Here is a 19,591-nt window from a genome sequence, read left to right as displayed (position 1 = left end):
GGGCGGGACGGACGGGAGGCACGACACCGGTCCGGTGCCGTGCCTCCCGTCCGTCCCGGGGACCGTCAGGACCGCGGTGCCGCGCTCAGCTCCTCGGCCACGAGGAACGCGAGCTCGAGCGACTGCATGTGGTTGAGGCGCGGGTCACAGAGCGACTCGTACCGCGTGGCGAGGGTCTCCTCGTCGATGTGCTCGGACCCACCGAGGCACTCGGTGACGTCGTCGCCCGTGAGTTCGACGTGGATGCCGCCCGGGTAGGTCCCGACCGCGCGGTGGGCCTCGAAGAAGCCGCGGACCTCGTCCACGACGTCGTCGAAACGCCGCGTCTTGTAGCCGGTCGGCGTCGTGAGGCCGTTGCCGTGCATCGGGTCGGAGACCCAGAGCGGGTTGGCGTCCATGCCCTTGATCGCCTCGAGCAGGGGCGGGAGTTTCTCGCGCACGAGGCCCGCACCCATGCGCGTGATGAACGTCAGGCGGCCCGGCTCGCGCTCGGGGTCGAGCTTGTCGATGAGCGCCTCCATGTCGGAGGCCGAGGTCGACGGCCCGAGCTTCACGCCGATCGGGTTCCGAACCCGCGACAGGAAGTCGACGTGCGCGCCGTCGATGTCGCGCGTGCGCTCCCCGATCCACACGAAGTGGCCGGACGTGTCGTACGGCAGCCCGGACCGCGAGTCGATACGCGTCATCGGGCGCTCGTAGTCCATGAGGAGGCCCTCGTGCGACGCGTAGAACTCGACGTGCTTGAGTTCGTCGAAGTCCGCGCCCGCGGCCTCCATGAACCGGATGGCGCGGTCGATCTCGCGGGCCAGGTGCTCGTACCGCGCGTTCGCCGGGTTCTCGGCGAAGCCCTTGTTCCAGCTGTGCACCTGTCGGAGGTCGGCGAACCCGCCCTGCGTGAAGGCGCGGATGAGGTTCAGCGTCGACGCCGCGGTGTGGTACCCCCGCACGAGACGCTGGGGATCCGCCTGCCGGGACTCCGGCGTGAAGTCGTAGCCGTTGATGATGTCGCCGCGGTAGGCGGGCAGGGTGACGTCACCGCGGGTCTCGAAGTCGCTCGACCGCGGCTTGGCGAACTGCCCCGCCATGCGTCCCATCTTGATGACGGGCGTGGAGGCGCCGTACGTCAGGACGACGGCCATCTGCAGGATCGTCTTCACCCGGTTGCGGATGGCGTCGGCGGTCGCACCGGCGAACGTCTCGGCGCAGTCACCGCCCTGGAGGAGGAAGGCCTGACCCCGAGCCGCCGCCGCGAGCCGGTCGCGCAGCACGTCGACCTCGCCAGCGAACACGAGCGGCGGGAAGGTCGCGATCTCGGCCGATGCGGCCTCAGCCGCGACCGGGTCGGGCCACGCCGGCTGCTGCTTGATCGGGAGCGTCCGCCAATAGTCGAGCCCCTCGATCACGTCCGGATCCTGCAGGGCGACGATGTCGGTCGACTCGAACACTTCGATTCCCTCGTGGTTGTGTGGCTCGATGCCACGTCGGGCAGGGCTGTCCACACCGGTCGGGGCGTGCGGACTGACTGAGCCTAACGTGGAAGCGTGGCGCCCTGTTCCCCAGCGGTGGAACCGACGCGCTGCCCCGTGGACCGGAGGGCCGCTGCGCCGCGCTCCTTCACGCTCGACGCATACACGTCGGCGTACTCCTGGTGACTCAGGCGTCGGAGCTCGTGCATGATCTCGTCGGTCACGCTGCGGAGGATGAAGCGGTCCGACTCCAGGCCCGTGAAGCGGGAGAAGTCGAGGGGCTCGCCGAAGACGACCCCGACGCGCTTGATCTTCGGCACGTGCTGACCGATCGCCATGACCTCGCGCGTGCCGACCATGGCGACCGGGACGACCGGGACGCGCCCCTCGAGCACCATGCGGGCGACGCCCGTGCGGCCGCGGTAGAGGCGCCCGTCCGGGCTGCGCGTGCCCTCCGGGTAGATGCCGAGCTGCTCCCCGCGCGCCAGCACGCCGAGGCCCGTCCGCAGGGAGGCCTCGCTCGCCTTGCCGCCCGATCGGTCGATGGGCAGCTGGCCGAGCGCGCCGAAGGCGGTCTTCGTGGCCCAGCCCTTGATCCCACGACCGGTGAAGTAGTCGCTCTTGGCGAGGAACGAGATCCGGCGGTCGAGCACGACCGGCAGGATCACGGAGTCGATGAACGACACGTGGTTGCTGGCGAAGATGACGGGACCCGTCGCCGGAACGTGCTCACGCCCGACGACCCACGGGCGGAACACCGCCGTGAGCAGTGGTCCGATGAGCAGGTTCTTGAGCACCCAGTAGAGCATCGTCGCGTCCTCGGTCCGGTCGAGCGGTCAGGCGGTCCGCGCGTGGATCCGCGCCAGGTCCGCGGCACCGACGACACCCGCGTCGTTCACGAGCTCCGCGATGACGAAGTCCGGCTCCGGATGGTAACCCCGCGCGGGCAGGTTGTTCAGGTACGCCTGACGGATCGGTTCGAGCAGGCGGTCCCCCGCGCTCGCGACCCCACCCCCGAACACGAACAGCTGCGGGTCGAGCACGGCCGACAACGACGCGCACGCCTCGCCGAGGTGTCGTCCGAGTCGACGGAGCGCCGCGAGGGCCCCCGGGTCGTCGGCGAGGATGAGGTCGCCGACGATCTGCCCGTCCAGCGTGCCGCCGTTGGCGTCGCGGGCCTCGGCGAGGGCGACACCGATCCCACCGGCGTCCGCGACGTCGTTCGCCATCCGCTGCAGCGCCCGACCCGAGCCGTACTGCTCGATGCACCCGCGCGCGCCACAGCCGCACGGGAGCCCGTTCGGGACGATGCGGAGGTGGCCGATCTCGCCGCCGGTGCCGAAGCCGCCGCGGAACAAGCGGTCCTCGGTGACGATCGCCCCACCGACACCGGTGCCGATCGTGAGCATCGTCATGTCGCTGACGAGGCGGCCGGCACCGAAGCGGAACTCCGCCCAGCCCGCGGCGTTGGCGTCGTTGTCGACGGTGATGTGCACGTCGCCGAGGCGTTCCTGCAGCCGCTGCCGCAGCGGCTCGTTCCGCCACCGGATGTTCGGCGTGTAGTAGACGATCGACTGCGAGGCGTCGATGAACCCGGGAGCCGCGACACCGACGGCCTCGATCGCGTGCTCCGCGCGGAGGCGTTCGACCATCGAGACGACGTCGTCGAGCATGGCGGTGGGGTCCGCGGCGTTGGTGGGGACCCGGTCCTCCGCGACGATCTCGCCGAGTTCGGAGACGACCGCGCCCGCGATCTTCGTGCCCCCGATGTCGATTCCGATGGCATGCACGAACATCGACCCTACCCGGTGTGGACACTGGACTCGCGCGGGGGCGTGGGTCCTATGCTGAGCGCGTCCGGCTCGACGACGAGGCGGATCAGCATCGACGGTCGACGAGGGAGTTGCCGTGCACGATCACCGAACCTCACCCGAGGGGACCGACCAGACCCACGCGGACGCCGGGCACGGTTCCGCCGCCCGGATCCTCGTCGAACGGGCCGCGGCGACGCCCGATCGCGGACTCCTCGCCCAGCGGCACGGGGAACGGTGGGTGCCGATGAGCGCTGCGAGCGTCCTCGCCCGCGTCCGCGCCGTCGCCAAGGGCCTCGTCGCCGCAGGACTCGAGCCGGGCGCCCACATCGCCGTGCTGTCCCGCACGCGGTCGGAGTGGACCATCGTCGACTTCGCGATCTGGCACGCGGGTCTCGTGTCGGTGCCCGTCTACGAGACGAGCTCGCCGGACCAGGTCCGGTACATCCTCCAGGACTCCGAGTCCGTCGCGATCGTCGTCGAGAGCGAGGAGCACGCACGCCGTGTGGCGGGCGTCGCCCCGGACCTCCCGCGTCTGGCGCAGCACTGGACCATCGACGGCGGCGGGCTCGACGACCTGGCGCGACTCGGCGAACCGGTGACCGACGCCGAGCTGGACGCCCGCCTCGACGAGGTGTCCGCGCACGACGACGCGACCATCATCTACACCTCCGGCACGACGGGTCGGCCGAAGGGCTGCGTCCTCCGTCACGACAACTTCACGACGCTCGTCGAGGGTGCGGCGGAGGCGATGGCGGACGTCGTCGAGGAGGGCGCGTCGACACTGCTGTTCATCCCCATGGCGCACGTGTTCGCGCGGTTCATCGCCGTCATGTCGATCGGGACCGGTGTGCTCGTCGGTCACGAGCCGGACACCAAGGACCTCATGCACGCGGTCGCCACGTTCCGGCCGACGTTCCTGCTCGCTGTCCCGCGCGTGTTCGAGAAGATCTACAACGCGGCCGAGCAGAAGGCGGCCGTCGGCGGACGCGGCCGGGTGTTCCGGCTGGCGGCCGACACCGCGGTCGAGCACTCCGAGGCGCTCGCCACCGGGACGGTCCCGCTCGGCCTCCGCCTGCGGTTCCGGCTGTTCGACCGGCTCGTCTACGCGAAGCTCCGCGAAGCGCTCGGCGGTCGGGTGCGGTACGCGATCAGTGGGTCGGCACCGCTGTCGCCCTGCCTGGCCCACTTCTTCCGGTCCGTCGGGGTGCTCGTGCTCGAGGGCTACGGCCTGACCGAGACGACCGCACCCGCGACCGTCAACCGGGCGGCGGAGATCCGCATCGGGTCCGTCGGCCGCGCCCTCCCCGGCGTCGAGGTGCGGATCGCCGACGACGGCGAGATCCTCGTCCGTGGCGTCGACGTGTTCGACCGGTACTGGAACCGCCCCGACGCCACCGAGCAGGCGTTCGTCGACGGCTGGTTCCGCACCGGTGACCTCGGGACGCTCGACGAGCACGGCGTCCTGACCGTCACCGGGCGCGCGAAGGAGCTCATCGTCACCGCGAGCGGCAAGAACGTCGCACCCGCCCCGCTCGAGGACGCCGTGCGCGAGCACCCGCTCGTCGCGCAGGTCGTCGTCGTCGGCGAGGGCAAGCCGTTCGTCGCGGCGCTCGTCACCCTGGACCGCGAGATGCTGGCCGGCTGGTGCGCGGCGAACGGGATCGTCCCCGCGCTCACCCCCCGGAGCGCCGCCCACGACGCACGCGTCCACACGGCCGTGCAGCACGCGATCGACGCCGCGAACCAGCGCGTGTCCCGCGCCGAGTCGATCCGCTCGTTCACGATCCTGGACGCCGAGTTCACGGAGGCGTCCGGGCACCTCACGCCGAAGCTCACCGTCAAGCGGGACCGGGTGCTCTTCGACCACGCCGCCGACATCGAGCACATCTACTCGGGCTCCGCGGTGCAGACCACCGCGGTGCCGGTCGTGGAGCACCGGCACCGCGGGTACTGACCCGACCCGACGACGAACGCCCCGCCGGAGCACCGGCGGGGCGTTCGTGTGTGGTCGCGGTTCAGCCGACCGTCACGGACTTGCATCCGAGCGTCGGGTTCGACCCACCGCCCTGGTTGATCGCGTACGCGCACACCTTGTGGGTGCCCTTCGCCAGCGAGACCGTCGTGCTCCACCCGGTGTTCGCCGGGGCTCCCGCCACCGCACGCGCCACGTCGGACCGGGCGATGGAGGTCGTCACGCTTCCCAGGTACTTCGACCCGGAGGTCTGGTCGTACAGCCGGACCTCCGTGCTCGAGGTCTGGTCCGGGTCCCATGCCCACCCGCGTGCCGTGGCCCCGCCGCTCGTCGCCGTGAGGGTGTCGAAGCTGCCCTTCGGGGTGGCCGAGACGGTCGAGCCCGACGCGGCGGCCTTGGACATGATGACCGGCGCGGACGAGAACGCCAGTGCGTTCCCGCTGTTCGGGTGGTGGAGCACGACCTCGACGTGGTAGGTCCCCGCGGCCATCGAGCCGAGCGAGAAGGTCGTGGCGTTCGTACCCTGCTGCACCGGGACGCCGGACGCGATCGTCGTGTAACCGGAACCGTTCGCGCTCGTGCCGACCTTGACGTCGGCCGTCGTGCCGGCGACCCACGCCGCGTCGTGGAACTTGACCGTCGTGCTGCCGGTCGCGGCCGGCGTGTTCCGCAGGTGGATCGACTTGAGGTGCCAGACCGCGGCACCCTTGTCCTCGTTCGGGTCGAACCGGAACCCGGTGATCACCTGGCCGGCCCACCCGACCTTCGGGTTGAGGGCGGTCTCGTCGAGGGGGTTCACCGCGGTCATGTCGATCGCGACCTCACGGGCGTTCGCCCCGGAGAACGTCAGGATGTCGTTGCCGATCTGCGGCGTCGACGTGCTCGCGCCGTACCAGATGACGCGCGCCATCTTGCCGCCGCCCGCAGCGCTCGCCAGTGAGAACCCGCCGTCGTAGGTCAGGTCGAAGGTGAGGTAGTGGTACTGGTTCGCGCTGAACTTCTGGACGGGCAGGTGGACCTGCGGGTCGCCCTGGTTCGGCCCCTGGTTCTGCGCCGTCAGACCGTCGCTGCCGTAGTGGATGAGCCGCGCGTTCTGCAGCGTGACGCCCGACGCGTTCGCCGACGAGGTGAACTCCCACGGCTTGCCCCGCTGGACCGTGGCGAGGTCCTTGCCGTCCGCCGGGCTGGGGCTGTCCACCACCGGCTCGGGCATCGGCTCGACCCGGTAGGTGCCGTGGTCGCCGGCCGGCATCGCGGCCTGCGCCGTCGTGCCGCCGTGCAGGCGCACCCAGTTCAGGGTCGCCGACACCGTGGGGTGCGCCGCGTTCGTGACGATGGGCTGGACGCGGAGTGCGACCACCTTCGCGCTCGTCCACGGGATCTTGCTGCCCTGGTTCGACGTCCCGTTGAGCGGGATGTCGTACACGTGGTCGCCCGCCGTGACGTTGAAGGTGGTCCCGCCGAGGCAGCTGCTCGTCTTCTCGCGGCAGGTGTACCAGTAGACGATGCCCTTGCCCGAACCGGCCGACGACGTGTTCATCTCGAACGCCAGGCGCTGGTAGCGCGACGTGTTGATCGGCGCCGCGGCACCGTCCCGCCCGTAGGCCAAGCTGCCGCTCACCGTGTCGACGAGCGAGATGAAGCCCCCGGTGCCGTAGTTCATCGACAGCTGCCCGTTGGCCACCTTGTAGGTGCCGGGCCCGCTGAGGTCGGTGTTGTAGTCGGCCGCGTCGCTGAAGTCCCACGGGTCCTGGAAGGTCTCGGACGCGTAGTCCGGGGACTCCCCCACCACCGGCTCGGTCGCGGCGTGTGCCGGTGCCGCAGCACTGACCGTCACCACCGCGAGCGGCGCGGCGACGACCGTGAGGACCACCCCGAGGGCGGTCAGTCGTCCGCGGCGCGAGCGCGCACGGACGAGACGTGTTCCTGATGATGACATCGCTGTCCCCTGATCCTGTCGGCGGACGCCCTCTCTGCGTCCGGGTCCACGGTGACCAGGGAACCTGATCCGCGTCCACCCCGTGAACGGGGGTGCCCGCGTCGGGAGCGATGTGCGCCCCGGTCAGAACCAATCCTGCCCGCGGATGTCGCGGAGCGCACGTCGTCGTGTCTCCGGATCGAGCGTCATGACGTAGACGGTGCCGTCGAGGTGGTCCGTCTCGTGCTGCAGCGCCTCCGCCATGAGCCCCTCACCCTCGAGCACGACCTCGGCGCCGTCGACGTCGAGGCCCCGCACCCGCGCGTACGGGAACCGTCGGGTCGGGTACGCCAGGCCGGGCACCGAGAGGCATCCCTCGTCCATGAGCTCGGGCTCGCCACGGGTCTCGACGAGCTCCGGGTTGAGCACGTAGCCGACGAAACCGTCGACGTTGACGCTGAAGGCGCGCAGTCCGACGCCGATCTGCGGCGCGGCCACGCCGGCACGGCCCGGCACCCGCACCGTGTCGAGGAGGTCCTGCACGAGGTCCGCGACGCCGTCCGCGCCGATCCGGACCGGGTCGGCCGGTGACCGCAGCACGGGGTCGCCGAACAACCGGATGGGTCGGACCGTCATCAGGCGACCACCACCAGGAGGTCCCCGGCGTCGACCTGTTGGGTCACCGGGACGGCCAGCCGTGTCACCGTTCCCGCACGGGGCGTCGTGATCGCCGCCTCCATCTTCATCGCCTCGATGCTCGCCACGGCCTGCCCCGCCTCGACGCGGTCGCCGGGCTGCACCTTGAGCGTCACGACACCGGAGAACGGTGCCGCGACCTGACCCGGGTCGTCGCGATCGGCCTTCTCGGCGGCCTTCGACTCCACCGCGACCGACCGGTCACGGACGTACACGGGGCGGAGCTGCCCGTTCAGGGTGGTCATGACCGTGCGCATGCCGCGCTCGTCGGCGTCGCCGATGGCCTCGAGGCCGACGTGGAGCGTGACGCCCCGGGCGATCGACACGACGTGCTCCCGCCCCTGCTTGAGCCCGTACAGGTAGTCGGCGGTCCCCACGCCCGAGAGGTCGCCGTACTGGTCCCGGACACGGTGGAACTCGTCGGTCGGACCCGGGAACAGGAGCCGGTTCAGGGCCGCCTGCCGCGCCCGGCCCGGCTCGGCGAGCACCGCGGCGTCCTCGTCCGAGATCGGCGTCGTCGTGAGGTGGACCTCGCGCCCGGCGAGCACCTTGCTGCGGAACGGCTCCGGCCAGCCGCCGGGCAGGTCCCCGAGCTCGCCCGCCATGAACCCCACGACCGAGTCCGGCACGTCGTACCGCTCGGGGTGCTGCTCGAAGTCGGCGGGGTCGGCGCCGACCGCCGCGAGCTGGAGTGCGAGGTCGCCCACCACCTTGGAGGACGGGGTCACCTTGGTCGGGCGTCCCAGGATCCGGTTGGCCGCGGCGTACTGGTCCTCGACCTCCTCGAACCGGTCGCCGAGGCCGAGCGCGATCGCCTGCTGCCGGAGGTTCGACAGCTGCCCGCCCGGGATCTCGTGCACGTACACCCGACCGGTGGGACCCGGGAGGCCCGACTCGAACGGCCGGTAGACGCGGCGGACGGCCTCCCAGTAGGGCTCGAGGTCGCTCACCGCCCGCAGTGCGAGCCCGGTGTCGCGCTCCGTGTGCGCCAGCGCCGCCACGAGCGCCGACATGCTCGGCTGGCTCGTGGTGCCCGCCATGGGCGCGGCCGCGACGTCGACGGCGTCCGCTCCGGCGCGGCTCGCCGCCAGGAGGGTCGCCAGCTGCCCGCCGGCGGTGTCGTGCGTGTGCACGTGGACCGGCTGGTCGAACCGCTCCCGCAGGGCCGTCACGAGGCGGTCGGCAGCACCGGCACGGAGGAGGCCCGCCATGTCCTTGATCCCGATCACGTGCGCACCCGCCGCCACCATCTGCTCCGCGAGGCGCAGGTAGTAGTCGAGCGTGTAGAGGTCCTCCGCCGGGTCGAGCAGGTCGGCCGTGTAGCAGAGCGCGGCCTCGGCGACGGCCGTGCCGGTCGCGAGCACGGCCTCCAGGGCGGGTCGCATCTGCGCGACGTCGTTGAGGGCGTCGAACACGCGGAAGACGTCGACGCCCGTCGCCGCGGCCTCGGCGACGAAACCCTCGGTGACCTCGGTCGGGTACGGCGTGTAGCCGACCGTGTTGCGGCCGCGGAGGAGCATCTGGATCGGGATGTTCGGCATCGCCGCACGGAGGGCCGCGAGCCGTTCCCACGGGTCCTCGCCGAGGAACCGCAGGGCGACGTCGTACGTCGCGCCGCCCCAGGCCTCGATGCTGAGCAGTTCCGGGGTGAGCCGCGCGACGTACGGCGCGACCGCGACGAGGTCCGTGCTGCGGACGCGGGTCGCGAGCAGGGACTGGTGGGCGTCGCGCATGGTCGTCTCGGTGACGGCCAGGGCCGTCTGCGCGCGCAGGGCTTCCGCCCAGCGCGCCGGACCGAGGGCGAGGAGGCGCTGCCGCTGCCCGGCGGGCGGCTCCTGTCCCAGGTCCACACGCGGGAGCTTCACCGCCGGGTCGAGGGCACCCGTGCCCGGCCCGTTCGGCTGGTTGACGGTGACGTCCGCGAGCCACGCCAGCACCTTGGTGCCACGGTCCCGCGAGACGTGGCCGCCGAGCAGCTGCGGGCGCTCCTCGATGAACGACGTGCTGACGTCACCGCGAGCGAAGTCCGGGTCCTCCAGGACGGCCTGGAGGAACGGGATGTTCGTGCTCACGCCGCGGATGCGGAACTCGGCGAGCGCACGACGGGCCCGAGCGACCGCGGCGGGGAACGACCGCCCGCGGCACGTCATCTTGGCGAGCATCGAGTCGAAGTGCGGGCTGATCTGCGCGCCGGTCGACACCGTGCCGCCGTCGAGGCGGACCCCCGCGCCACCCGGGCTCCGGTAGGTCGTGATCCGGCCGGTGTCCGGGCGGAACCCCTGCGACGGGTCCTCGGTCGTGATGCGGCACTGCAGGGCAGCCCCGTGCACCGCCACGTCCTCCTGCGACAGTCCCAGGTCCGCCAGCGTCTCGCCCGCCGCGATCCGCATCTGCGCCTGGACGAGGTCGACGTCGGTGACCTCCTCGGTCACGGTGTGCTCGACCTGGATGCGGGGGTTCATCTCGATGAAGACGTGCCGCCCGGCGCGCTCGCCGACCGTGTCGAGCAGGAACTCGACCGTGCCCGCGTTCACGTAGCCGATCGACCGGGCGAAGGCGACGGCGTCCCGGTGCAGCGCTGCCGCCACCGCGGGGTCGAGGTCCGGCGCCGGCGCGATCTCGATGACCTTCTGGTTCCGGCGCTGCACCGAGCAGTCGCGCTCGAACAGGTGGATGGTCCCGGCCTCGTCGCCGGTGGCGTCCGCGAGGATCTGGACCTCGATGTGCCGGGGCCGGAGCACAGCCTGCTCGAGGAACATCGTCGGGTCGCCGAACGCACTGTCGGCCTCGCGCATGGCCTCCTCGAGGGCGGGACGGAGGTCCTCGGGCCGGGCGACACGGCGCATCCCCCGGCCACCGCCACCGGCGACGGCCTTGGCGAACACCGGGAACCCGATGGCCTGGGCGCCGCGCACGAGCTCGTCGACGTCGCGGGAGGCCGGCGTGCTGGCGAGGACGGGCACCCCCGCCGCGACGGCGTGTTCCTTCGCCGTGACCTTGTTGCCGGCCATCTCGAGCACGCGTTCGCCCGGGCCGATGAACGTGATGCCGGCCGCTGCCGCAGCGGCCGCCAGCTCCGGGTTCTCGGACAGGAAGCCGTACCCGGGGTAGATCGCGTCCGCGCCGCACTCGCGGGCGACGCGGACGATCTCGGCGACGTCGAGGTAGGCCCGGACCGGGTGACCGGGCTCGCCGATCTGGTACGCCTCGTCCGCCTTGAGCCGGTGCTCGGAGTTCCGGTCCTCGTAGGGGTAGACGGCGACCGTCCGGGCACCGAGCTCGTACGCGGCGCGGAACGCCCGGATGGCGATCTCGCCTCGGTTCGCGACCAGGATCTTGCGGAACACGGGCTGCCCTTTCGGCATGCACCCGGGCGTCGTCGTGGTGCCCGGGCGGACGGCGCGATCGGCCGTCGAGCACGGCGGATCTTGAGGTGGTTCAACCCTAGTGGGGCTATCGTGTCTCGACGTGCATGTACTCAGCGTCAGCTCCCTCAAAGGAGGCGTCGGCAAGACGACCGTGACCCTCGGCCTGACGTCAGCCGCGTTCGCCAAGGGACTCCGCACCCTCGTGGTCGACCTCGACCCCCAGTCGGACGTCTCCACGGGGCTCGACATCTCGCTCGCCGGCCACCTCAACGTCGCCGACGTGCTCGAGAACCCGAAGGAGAAGATCGTCCGTCAGGCGATCGCCCCATCCGGGTGGACCAAGGGACGCCAGGGCAAGATCGACGTCATGGTCGGCTCCCCCTCGGCCATCAACTTCGACGGTCCGCACCCCTCGATCCGGGACATCTGGAAGCTCGAGGAGGCCCTCGCCAACGTCGAGGCCGACTACGACCTCGTGCTCATCGACTGCGCTCCCTCGCTCAACGCCCTGACCCGCACGGCGTGGGCCGCCTCGGACCGCGTGTCCGTCGTCACCGAGCCGGGGCTGTTCTCCGTCGCGGCGGCCGACCGTGCACTGCGCGCCATCGAGGAGATCCGCCGCGGACTCTCCCCGCGCCTCCAGCCGCTCGGCATCATCGTCAACCGTGCCCGCGTGCAGTCGCTCGAGCACCAGTTCCGCATCAAGGAGCTCCGCGACATGTTCGGCCCGCTCGTGCTGTCGCCCCAGCTGCCCGAACGGACGTCACTGCAGCAGGCCCAGGGTGCCGCGAAGCCGCTGCACGTGTGGCCGGGCGAGTCCGCGCAGGAGATGGCACGGAACTTCGACCTGCTGCTCGAGCGGATCATGCGGACGGGCAAGATCGGCGAGTACGCCGAGGGGGTCGCGCAGGCCTGAGCCGGCCGAGGCGCCTGAGCCGGCCGAGGCGCCTGAGCCGGCCGAGGCGCGGCGGCCCCGTGTCGCCTGCCGTGTGCGCTGCGCCGTCGGACGCGTGGGTCAGGAGACCCGGGAGACCGCGCGGGTCAGGAGGCCCGGGAGGCCCGGCGCGCCGCGAGCTCGTCGCTCGGGTCGGCCGCCGGCGTCGAGTCGAGTTCCACGAGACTCGTCTCGACCTCGCGCAGGACCTTGCCGACCGCGATGCCGAAGACACCCTGCCCTCGGGAGACCAGGTCGATGACCTCGTCGTTCGAGGTGCAGAGGTACACGGACGCCCCATCGGACATCAGGGTCGTCTGTGCCAGGTCGTTCACCCCCGACTCGCGGAGCTGGTTCACCGCGGTGCGGATCTGCTGCAGCGAGATGCCGGTGTCGAGCAGGCGCTTGACGAGTTTGAGCACGAGGATGTCGCGGAAGCCGTAGAGCCGCTGCGAACCGGACCCCGCCGCGCCACGGATGGTCGGCTCGACGAGGCCCGTCCGCGCCCAGTAGTCGAGCTGGCGGTAGCTGATGCCCGCGGCCCGGGCGGCGACGGTGCCGCGGTAGCCGTTGGACTCGTCGCGCTCGGGCATGCCGTCGGTGAACAGCAGGCCGAGGTCGTAGCGGGTCAGCTCGCCGTCGGGCGTGTCCACGGCTGCGTCGGACGGTGCGTCCCCGGGGGTCCGGGGCGTTTCGTTCCCACTCATCAGACTGCCTTCCACGACGTTCCGGCCCGCAACCGAACATTCAACGATCGGTTGAGAGTTGTGCCGAGGTCCACGCTAGCGAGTCGGACCCGGTCGTCGCGGGACATCCGCACCGGGGAGTTCGGCGTGTCGAGGATAAGCCCGACCGACACCGGCTGTCCACGTTCGGGCCCCGTGCTCACGAGGCGTCGAACCGCCCGATCGCAGCCCGGATGAGGCTCGACCGGACGACCTCGAGTTGCCCTGCGATCTCGCGGGCGAGCTCCGCCGCCTTGGCGCGTGAGGTGGCGTCGGACCGGCGCCGGACGGGCATGAGCGCCGACTCGATGAGACCGAGTTCGCGCTCCGCCGACGCCCGGAACGTGCGGAGATGCCGTGGCTCGATGCCGGTGCGCTGCAGCTCCACGAGCGCCTTGACGACGGTGACGGCGTCCTCACCGTAGTGCTCGACGGCCGGCAGCAGCGACGCGGACACGGCGTCCGACACGAGCATCGGGGTCGCGCCGGCCGCGCGGACGAGCTCGTCGCGCGTGTACCGCCGCTCGGTGCCGAGGATCGAGGGCCGCGGGCCGTCGGCACCACCCGGCAGGACCGGGTCGCGCCCGGCGTCGAGGTCGGCCAGGTACTCCTTGATGACCTTGAGCGGCAGGTAGTGGTCTCGCTGCAGGCCCAGGACGATCCGGAGCCGCTGGACGTCGGCGGGCGAGAACTTGCGGTATCCGCTCTCGGTCCGGATCGGCGTCACGAGCTCGCGTTCCTCGAGGAACCGGAGTTTGGAGTTCGACAGGTCCGGGAACTCGGGCTTCAACCGCGCGAGCACCTGCCCGATCGTGAGCAGGTCGGGACCCGCGGCCGTCGACCGGGCCGCAGCGCTCCGCGCCGGCACTACGCGGTCGCCAGGCGCGCGATGTCGACGCGGGACGCGTAGAAGGTGAGGCGGAACTTGCCGACCTGCACCTCGGCGCCGTCGGCGAGCAGGGCCTCGTCGATGCGGACGCCGTCGAAGTAGGTGCCGTTGAGCGATCCGAGGTCCTTGACGCTGAAGCTCGTACCGTGCCGGAGGAACTCGGCGTGCTTGCGCGACACCGTGACGTCGTCGAGGAAGATGTCGGCGTCGGGGTGTCGGCCGGCCGTCGTGACGTCGGAGTCGAGCAGGAACCGAGCCCCGGCGTTCGGCCCGCGGCGGACGACGAGCAGCGCCGACCCGGACGGCAGCGCGCCGATCGCGTCGATCTCCTCGGTCGAGACACCGTTCTCCGGTGTGAGCGCCGCCCCCATGTCCATGCTGAAGGTCAGGGTGGTGTCGACGCGCCGCTCGGGCGCATCGGATCGTGCGGCGCCGTCGCGCGGACCCGTTGGACCTGCCATCGTGGACCTCCTTCTGGCGGACCAGCGTATCGGAAACGCGCGGCACCGCGAACGCCCTTTCACTCCTGTGGAGCGACCGCACGGTCCACACACGTCCCGCACACGGCGGGACCGCCGGGAGGCCCGCTCGGTCGGCGTGGAGCAGCGTGGAACGGGCGGGCGCGGTCAGCGCCCGCGCGCGATCAGCCAGAGCAGGTACGGCGCGCCGACGATGCCCGTGACGACGCCGACGGGCACCGCCACCCCGGGGATCGCGAACTGCGCCACGAGGTCGCTCGCCTGCACGATGACGGCCCCCACCGCGGCGGCGGGAGCGAGGGCGACGCGACCACGACCGACGAGACGACGGGCGATCGGCGCGGCCATGAGCGCGACGAACGACACCGGGCCCGCAGCCGCCACCGCCGAGGCGCTCAGGCCGACCGCGGTGAGGACGAGCAGCACCTTGGCCCGGTCCGGCGGCAGCCCCAACGACGCCGCGACGTCGTCCCCGAGGGTGAGCACCCCGAGCCGCGGCGACTGGAGGAGGGCGAGGACGAACAGCACGACGAACGCCACCGCCAGCACCGCGAGCACCGTGGGGTCGACCGCGTTGAGGCTGCCCGTGAGCCACACGAGCGCGACGGCGGCGTCCTGCACGTTCCCGCGCGTGAGCATCCACCCCGTGACGCTCACGGCGATCGCCGCGACGCCGACGCCGACGAGGACGAGCCGGTTGTCCCCGATCCCGCCGCGCCAGCTCAGCGCGGCGATGACGACCGTCACGAGGACGGCACCGACGACGACGACCGAGAACAGGGTGAGCCCCGAGGCGGCGAACAGCGCGATGGCCGTGATGCCCGACGCGCTCGCGCCCGAGGTGATCCCGATGACGTCGGGGCTCGCGATCGGGTTCCGCACGACGCTCTGCACGATCCCGCCGGCGGTGCCGAGGCTCGCGCCGACGAGGACCGCCGCCAGCAGCCGGGGCCCGCGGAGCTCGGTGATGACGAAGTCCGTCACGCGGTCCGCGCGTCCGACGAGCGCGGCCAGGACCGCACCCGGGGAGATCGCGATCTCGCCGAGGCCGAGCGCGGCGACGGCGAGCACCACGACGAGCACGAGGGCCCCCGCGAGCACGAGGAGCTCGCGCCGCAGTCCGGCATCGGTGCCCCGTGGTCGCCGAGGGGTCCGGGTCGACACGCTCACAGGTCCCGCACCGCCCTGCTCCGGACGAGCGCGATGAACACGGGAGCGCCGATCACCGCCGTCACGATGCCGACCTGGACCTCGCCCGGGAAGGCGACGACACGACCGATGACGTCGGCGACGAGCAGGAGGGCCGGGGCCACGATCGCGGACAACGGCAGGGTCCACCGGTTCGCCGGACCGGTGACACGGCGGACGGCGTGCGGCACCGCGAGCCCGACGAACCCGACGGGTCCGATCGCCGCCGTCGCCGCCCCCGCGAGGAGGACCGTGGCGAGCGCGCCGAGTGCCCGCGCCACGACGACCCGCTGCCCGAGGGACGCCGCGAGCTCGTCCCCGAGGGCGAGCGTGTCGAGTGACCGGCCGAGGGTCATGGCGATGGCCAGGCCGACGACGACCGGCACGGCGACGACAGCGACGACGTGCAGGTCCCCCGTCGCCAGCGAACCCACCTGCCAGAAGCGGATGCGGTCGAGTGCCGACTGGTGCGTCAGGAGGACCGCGGTCGTGACCGACCCGAGTGCGGCGGCGACCACGGCACCGGACAGAGCGAGGCCCACCGGGGTCGGCCCGCGCCTCCCGGCCGATGCGATCCCGTACACCACGACGGCCGCGACGGCGGCACCGACGAAGGCGAACGGCAGCGTCGCCGCCGTGCCCGCGATCCCGAACACCGTCGTCCCGACGACCACCGCGAGTGCGGCGCCGGCGTTGATGCCGAGGATGCCCGGATCCGCGAGCGGGTTGCGGGTGACACCCTGCATCACCGCGCCCGCCACGCCGAGCGCGGCTCCGGCGACGAGTCCGAGCGCCGTCCGGGGCACCCGCTCGCCGACGACGATGAGCGTGATCTCGTCCGTCCGGCCGGGGTGCAGGAGCACCGTGACGACCGTCAGCGGATCGATCGGACGCGCGCCGACCATGACGCTGAGCACGCACGCCGCGGCGAGCACCACCAGGGACACGGCGGTCGTCCCGACGAGGCGCGCTCGGCGCGGACGAGCGGTCGGGGACATCGGCGCAAGCCTAGTCCGGCTCCCCCGTGGTCGAACGGCGGGCGCGGTGGCGACGGCGACGGCGCCGCAGCCGATCCCGAGGGAGTGCGGAGCCGCTGTCCACGCCGCTCATAGGTCACTCATCGGATCGGGTCCTGTACTGGACGCATCGACGCCCCACCGGCTGTCGGACGAGCCACCGGAGAGACCAATGACCGAGCACCCCACCACCCCCGCCGACGACGAGCGCGGCGAGGACGCCCCGCGCGACACCACGCAGCCCATCGGCACGCCGGCTCCCGCAGCGGCACCGCACGTCGACCCCAGCACGCTGCGGTCCGCCTACGCGTTCGACGGATCGGGCCCCTACCTCTACGCGCCGGACGGCTCCGGCCCCTACACGTACACGCACGACGGCCACGGCCCCTACCTCGTCGGCGCCACGGCGGGTGCCACCGACCCGACCGCGGCAGCGAAGCCGAAGCGCCGCCGCGTCGGCCTCATGGTCGGGGCGGGTGTCGCCACCCTCGCGATCGTCAGCGCCGCGGGCGGCACCGCCTTCGGCCTGGCCTCCCGGGACACGGGGACCACGACCTCGAGCCAGTCGAGCGGGTCCTCGAGCAACGGATCGTCGGACAGCGGCGGCATCGGTGGCGGCTGGTCCGTCCCGGGCGACGGCTCGTCGAGCGGATCGAGCGGTTCCGGGTCGAGCGGTACGGGGTCGAGTGGATCCACCGACAGCGCCCAGACCACGGCCACCGACTCGCAGAAGGCCGGGATCGTGACGATCGACACGACGCTCGACTACGACTCCTCGTCGCAGGCCGCCGGCACCGGGATGATCATCTCCTCCGACGGCGAGATCCTGACGAACAACCACGTCGTCGAGGACGCCACGAGCATCGAGGTGACCGTCGAGTCCACCGGCAAGACCTACACGGCGGACGTCGTCGGCACCGACAAGACCGACGACGTCGCCGTGCTCGAGCTGCGCGGGGCGTCGGACCTCACCACCGCGACGCTCGACGACGACGACGACCTGGCCGTCGGCGACACCGTGACCGACGTCGGGAACGCGGAGGGCCAGGGCGAACTCGTCGCCGCGAAGGGCTCCGTGACCGCGCTCGACCAGGACATCACCGTGCAGAGCGAGTCCGGCACCGGCACGGAGTCGCTCACCGGTCTCATCGAGGTCGCGGCCGACGTCGTGTCCGGCGACTCGGGCGGCCCGCTGCTCGACTCCGAGGGCGAGGTCGTCGGGATGACCACCGCCGCGTCGTCGGGCACGAGCGACGTCACCGGGTACGCGATCCCGATCGCGACGGCCAAGAGCATCGCCGAACGGATCCTGTCCGGCACCGCGACCTCGACGATCGTCATCGGGACCCCGGCCTTCCTCGGCGCGGAGGTCTCGTCGACGACTCCGACCACCGGCTCCGGTGTGACGCTGCAGGGCGTGGTGTCCGGGTCCCCGGCCGAGAACGCCGGGCTCGCCGCGGGCGACACGATCACGAGCATCGACGGCACCGCCGTGACCGGTGCCGATCAGCTCACCGAGCTCATCCAGGCACACGCCGTGGGGGACTCGGTCACCGTCGGGTACACCGCCGCCGACGGCACGGCGGGAACGGTCACCGCGACGCTGGTCGCCGGTCCGGCCGCCTGACGCGGGACGTCCGGGAGGACCGGGGTCAGCCCGCCAGGACCGTGCGGACGAGCAGACGGTGGACGTTCGCGGACGCCTCGACCCGGATCGCGGTCCCCTCGGCCGTCGCCCGTCCGATGCGCGCGAAGCCGACGCCCGCGGCGTGGACCACCGTGACGGGACGCGGCCGCGTCGGCACCCGGAGGTGCGACACGGTCCACGGAGCGTCCCAGAACCGCGCGAGCACCGGATCGGCCGTGCGGACCGCCGCGGGCAGGTCGGGGCGGGCCGTCGGGTCCTCGACCCGGCGGTCCAGGACCGCGGCCGGGAGCCGCGGCGTCGCGAAGGCGAAGGTCCACGACGGGGTCACCCCGAGCCTCCCGGCCGCGAGCGCCAGGAGCGTGGCGTCGTCGACGCTGCCGATGCGGAAGCCGGCCTCCTCGGTCCCGTCCAGCACGGTCACGGCGGCGTCGCCGCGCCACCAGCGAAGCCGGGCGGCGGGCCCGTCCTCCCGCTGCTGCTCGAGCGTGACTGGGTCGACGCCGGCTTCCCAGGGCGCGAGCACCGCGCTCGTCAGTGACGGGACGGTGCCGAAGCGGCCGACGAGCCCCTGGTCGATGAGCGAGCGACCGCCGGGCGACCGGAGGACCGCGGGGTTCCAACGGCGGCCCGCCATGCCCTGCAGCGCGGCGAGCGCCTCGGCGTCCACCGGCACACCGAACGGGGCGAGCGTCGGGCGCACGGGGACCGGGACGTCCTCGAGCACGCGTGGCGGGTGGGCTGCGGCCGGCGCGGGGCCGACGACGCGGACGGACTCGAGCACGCGGGCGACGACGTCGTCGGTGGCGTCGAGGACCGCGAGCGGGCGCTCGGCGACGACGTCGATGCGGTGCCGACCGGTGGTGACGAGCAGGTGCGACACGAAGACGCCCGTGCGGTCCGGGGCGCGGTGGCCGAGGGCGGGAACGGGCCGGTGCGGTTCGTGTCCGTGCTCGGTGCCGTCCGACTCGCCGACCGCGGGGCGGTCCGTCGCGGCGGCGGCCTCCAGCGGCGGAGCGGGGCGGTGGTACTCGACGAGGCGGGCCGGCGCCCCCGCGCTCCCCCACGGGTCGCACCCGACGACGAGCACGCCGTCGACCGAGCCGGGCAGCCGAGCGACCAGCGCGGCGGTCTCGTCCGCGATGCCGTTGTCGCTGGGGCGGGAGCGCACGGTCACGGTGACGCCGTCACCGGTCGTCCGGAGGTCCGCGTCGGCGGCGTGCACGGTCGCCCAGGACGCGGGGCGCTCGATGCTGACGCGGGCGGTGCGGTCGGTCACGGTGTCCGCGTGCTCGCGGCGACCCGGCGTCGACCGGCCGGGCGACGGCGCCGGCATCCCGGCCGACGAGCTCACGTCCGGCGACGACGGGGCCACCGACGACGGGCCCACCGACGACGGGGCCGGTGCCGGGTTCGGTGCCTGTGGTGCGGGGACCATGCCGTTCACGGTACGGGCGACGGGTCCCCCGCTCGACGAGGCG

At 72.5% G+C, this 19,591-nt stretch carries 15 protein-coding genes; 3 read left to right on the top strand and 12 right to left on the bottom strand.

The genetic code is table 11. The annotated features are described in order from the left end of the window. Window positions 1-65 precede the first annotated feature (65 nt). From DEI88_RS06235 to DEI88_RS06225, 3 genes are all read right to left on the bottom strand, one after another. Window positions 66-1,403: a class II 3-deoxy-7-phosphoheptulonate synthase gene (locus DEI88_RS06235; RefSeq protein ID WP_111008927.1), complete on the bottom strand. Its 1,338-nt coding sequence runs from the start codon at window positions 1,401-1,403 to the stop codon at window positions 66-68. A 125-nt stretch (window positions 1,404-1,528) separates the two neighbouring features. Further along, window positions 1,529-2,275, bottom strand: a complete 747-nt coding sequence (locus DEI88_RS06230) for a lysophospholipid acyltransferase family protein (protein ID WP_111008623.1) — start codon at window positions 2,273-2,275, stop codon at window positions 1,529-1,531. A gap of 27 nt (window positions 2,276-2,302) precedes the next feature. Further along, entirely contained in the window at window positions 2,303-3,256 is a 954-nt protein-coding gene (locus tag DEI88_RS06225; RefSeq protein ID WP_111008926.1) for an ROK family glucokinase, read from the bottom strand. A 118-nt stretch (window positions 3,257-3,374) separates the two neighbouring features. On the opposite strand from DEI88_RS06225, the gene DEI88_RS06220 reads away from it, so the two are divergent. Then, the gene (locus tag DEI88_RS06220) at window positions 3,375-5,234 is read left to right on the top strand and encodes an AMP-dependent synthetase/ligase (protein WP_111071702.1); all 1,860 of its coding nucleotides are present in this window, start codon (window positions 3,375-3,377) and stop codon (window positions 5,232-5,234) included. 61 nt (window positions 5,235-5,295) lie between these two features. Here DEI88_RS06220 and DEI88_RS06215 read toward each other — a convergent pair whose 3' ends face one another. The 3 genes from DEI88_RS06215 to DEI88_RS06205 form a co-directional block, all read right to left on the bottom strand. Next, on the bottom strand, window positions 5,296-7,191 hold the full coding sequence (locus DEI88_RS06215; RefSeq protein WP_146246040.1) for a hypothetical protein: 1,896 nt from the start codon (window positions 7,189-7,191) through the stop codon (window positions 5,296-5,298). 123 nt (window positions 7,192-7,314) lie between these two features. Further along, complete coding sequence (locus tag DEI88_RS06210; protein WP_111008620.1) at window positions 7,315-7,806, bottom strand: peptide deformylase; 492 nt, start codon at window positions 7,804-7,806, stop codon at window positions 7,315-7,317. After that, window positions 7,806-11,213 (bottom strand): pyruvate carboxylase, encoded by a 3,408-nt coding sequence (locus DEI88_RS06205; RefSeq protein ID WP_111071700.1) that lies wholly within the window; start codon window positions 11,211-11,213, stop codon window positions 7,806-7,808. Before DEI88_RS06205 ends, DEI88_RS06210 begins: the two co-directional genes overlap by 1 nt. Window positions 11,214-11,334: 121 nt before the next feature. On the opposite strand from DEI88_RS06205, the gene DEI88_RS06200 reads away from it, so the two are divergent. Then, window positions 11,335-12,150 (top strand): ParA family protein, encoded by an 816-nt coding sequence (locus DEI88_RS06200; protein WP_111008618.1) that lies wholly within the window; start codon window positions 11,335-11,337, stop codon window positions 12,148-12,150. A 125-nt stretch (window positions 12,151-12,275) separates the two neighbouring features. Here DEI88_RS06200 and DEI88_RS06195 read toward each other — a convergent pair whose 3' ends face one another. The 5 genes from DEI88_RS06195 to DEI88_RS06175 all read right to left on the bottom strand — a co-directional run bounded on the left by DEI88_RS06195 (window position 12,276) and on the right by DEI88_RS06175 (window position 16,447). Beyond that, window positions 12,276-12,761, bottom strand: coding sequence for a MerR family transcriptional regulator (locus tag DEI88_RS06195; RefSeq protein WP_258368453.1), 486 nt, complete (start codon window positions 12,759-12,761; stop codon window positions 12,276-12,278). Window positions 12,762-13,053: 292 nt separating this feature from the next. Further along, window positions 13,054-13,761, bottom strand: a complete 708-nt coding sequence (gene ftsR / locus DEI88_RS06190; RefSeq protein WP_111008616.1) for a transcriptional regulator FtsR — start codon at window positions 13,759-13,761, stop codon at window positions 13,054-13,056. Continuing rightward, on the bottom strand, window positions 13,761-14,243 hold the full coding sequence (locus tag DEI88_RS06185) for an FHA domain-containing protein (RefSeq protein WP_111008615.1): 483 nt from the start codon (window positions 14,241-14,243) through the stop codon (window positions 13,761-13,763). Before DEI88_RS06185 ends, ftsR begins: the two co-directional genes overlap by 1 nt. Before the next feature lie 165 nt (window positions 14,244-14,408). Continuing rightward, the gene (locus DEI88_RS06180) at window positions 14,409-15,431 is read right to left on the bottom strand and encodes a FecCD family ABC transporter permease (RefSeq protein WP_258371981.1); all 1,023 of its coding nucleotides are present in this window, start codon (window positions 15,429-15,431) and stop codon (window positions 14,409-14,411) included. Then, entirely contained in the window at window positions 15,428-16,447 is a 1,020-nt protein-coding gene (locus DEI88_RS06175; protein WP_111071699.1) for a FecCD family ABC transporter permease, read from the bottom strand. Before DEI88_RS06175 ends, DEI88_RS06180 begins: the two co-directional genes overlap by 4 nt. 190 nt (window positions 16,448-16,637) lie before the next feature. Here DEI88_RS06175 and DEI88_RS06170 point away from each other — a divergent pair, with 190 nt between their 5' ends. Continuing rightward, window positions 16,638-18,092, top strand: coding sequence for a S1C family serine protease (locus DEI88_RS06170; protein ID WP_258371980.1), 1,455 nt, complete (start codon window positions 16,638-16,640; stop codon window positions 18,090-18,092). A gap of 25 nt (window positions 18,093-18,117) precedes the next feature. Here the strand turns inward: DEI88_RS06170 and DEI88_RS06165 are convergent, their stop codons facing one another. Continuing rightward, a complete protein-coding gene (locus DEI88_RS06165) occupies window positions 18,118-19,548 on the bottom strand; it encodes a hypothetical protein (RefSeq protein WP_111071698.1) in 1,431 nt (476 codons plus the stop codon). Between the last annotated feature and the right edge of the window lie 43 nt (window positions 19,549-19,591).

Source organism: Curtobacterium sp. MCBD17_003 (assembly GCF_003234885.2).
In the GTDB taxonomy this organism is placed as follows: Bacteria; Actinomycetota; Actinomycetes; order Actinomycetales; family Microbacteriaceae; genus Curtobacterium.
This window is presented reverse-complemented; position numbering and strand designations above follow the sequence as displayed.